Source organism: Ornithinibacter sp. (genome assembly GCF_035443565.1).
GTDB lineage: Bacteria > Actinomycetota > Actinomycetes > Actinomycetales > Dermatophilaceae > Fodinibacter.
In genome coordinates this window covers 1-1,765 of record NZ_DAORSO010000309.1, presented here as the reverse complement: position 1 = coordinate 1,765, position 1,765 = coordinate 1, and the positions used below count along the sequence as shown (strand labels likewise).

2 protein-coding genes are annotated in these 1,765 nt (G+C 69.2%); both read right to left on the bottom strand.

Going from position 1 to position 1,765, the window contains the following annotated elements:
* Nucleotides 1–140: 140 nt before the first annotated feature.
* Nucleotides 141–815: a DUF1989 domain-containing protein gene (locus tag PLL68_RS14765; protein ID WP_324535385.1), complete on the bottom strand. Its 675-nt coding sequence runs from the start codon at nt 813–815 to the stop codon at nt 141–143.
* On the bottom strand, nt 812–1,633 hold the full coding sequence (gene gntA / locus PLL68_RS14760) for a guanitoxin biosynthesis heme-dependent pre-guanitoxin N-hydroxylase GntA (protein WP_324535383.1): 822 nt from the start codon (nt 1,631–1,633) through the stop codon (nt 812–814). The genes PLL68_RS14765 and gntA overlap by 4 nt, the downstream gene beginning before the upstream one ends.
* Nucleotides 1,634–1,765 lie beyond the last annotated feature (132 nt).

Genomic DNA, 1,765 nt, shown 5'->3' with positions numbered 1-1,765 from the left:
ACGTCAGCGAGCATGACCTCGGGGCGCGACTCGTCCATCCGGCCATCCTGCCTCGACCCACCGACACGGCCGCGGGAAAATGCTCGGCGGGCTCAGTCTTCGGCAGGGTCAGTGCTCGGCAGGGTCAGTACTCGTTGGGGTCAGAGTTCGGCGCGTTCGACCAGCCAGTCGATCGGCGTGCAGGTCCCGTTGTTCGACTTCTCGGCCGAACACGCGGTCACCCCGACGACCACCGGCATCCGCGCCTCGATGGTGAAGCGATCGCCCGGACGGGTGGGCGGAGGGTCGATGTGCAGCTCACCGCGGGCGTCGGTCCACACGTCCATGAAGACGTTGAGGGTCGACCCGATCGAGTCCGGGTCGACGCCGAAGGGGGCCAGTGCCCCGCACAGGTTGGCGAAGCACGACGGGTGGGGGGCACCGTCGAACTCCGGGTAGAGCAGGTCGAACGTGGCCTGGCTGCACGGCGTGAGCGTCAGGTCGTGCACGCCCACGGTGTCGTCGACGACGTCGGCCATGACCTGGCTGCGGTTGGACCACAGCCGGGACCCGGTCGACACGTAGATCGAGTTCCCGAAGTCGGTGGTGCGGCCGGCCGAGAACACCTCGGCAGGGTCCCCGGCCGCCACGAGGTAGAGGTCGCTCACCTGCTCACCCAGGGGGTCGAGCACGGTGAGCCGATCGCCAGGCTCGAGCTCGACGGCGACGCCGGTCTGCGGGGCGATCCGTGACCAGCCCGGCGCAGGGCCGGACGCGGTTCCGGCGTAGGTCGGGGCGGCCGCATTGCGCGGGAAGCGGGTACGTGCCGGGTTCACTGCGGCGTCTCCGTTGCATCGGCTGTGTCGGTTGTAGCAGTTGTGGCGGATGCTTCGGCCGGGCCGGCTGCATCGGCTGGACCGTCTGCGTGTGGTGTGTCGGTCGCGTCGGTTGCGTGGAAGGGCGCCGACCAGCGGTCGGGCACGGCGCGACCTGCGTACTGGCGAGCCTCGGACTCCTTGCCATGGTCGCTCACCATGGGGTTGAGAGAACCCTGGAGATCGGTGTCGCGACGGCGAATCGTGTCGCGCATGCGCTCGAAGCGGCCGTCAGCTCTCAGCCGCTCGAACTGCTCGTGCAGGTTGAACACCAGGGTCGGCAGGGGCGTTCGACGAGCGACGCGCGAGCTGTTGGGGTGCAGCCCGACGACGAAGAACGCCGTGCCGGACAGGCTGAACGCGAAGTGCGGGCTGTCGGGGTCGGCGGCGACACCGTCAGCCCACGGCTCGTCGTCCTGGTCGTGCAGGTGTTGCAGTGCGCCCCAGAGCAGGTTCTCGAACTCGCGCTCGTCATTCGGAACGGGTTCGCGGAAGCAGGCGACGAACGAGACGAGGTCTCCCTCGACGTCGACCTCGTCGGCGTAGCGGGCGAGGGCCGCTGCCAACAGGTCGAGGCTGCCTCCGTCACTGGTGTCGGAGAGGTCGTCGAGGACGACGAGGGTCGCCGCATCGCGCCGGAAGACCGACCGAGCGCCGAGGCAGGGGTACTCGGGGTGGGCCACCATCTCCTCGACGGCCTCGATGATGTCGTCGGCTGGGCCGTCGCCGAGATCCTCGGCGGCGCGCTCCTCGAGCAGGTCCTGAAGTCGCTCGCTCATCGGACGGCGGCAGAACGGGCGGACACGGTAGCTCCTCGCTGTTGGCCTTTCACCGTGACACAGGCCCGACCGGCGTCGGGCTTTGGTGCCCGACGGATTGGTGAGCGAAAGGTCACGCGGCGGTGTCACGCA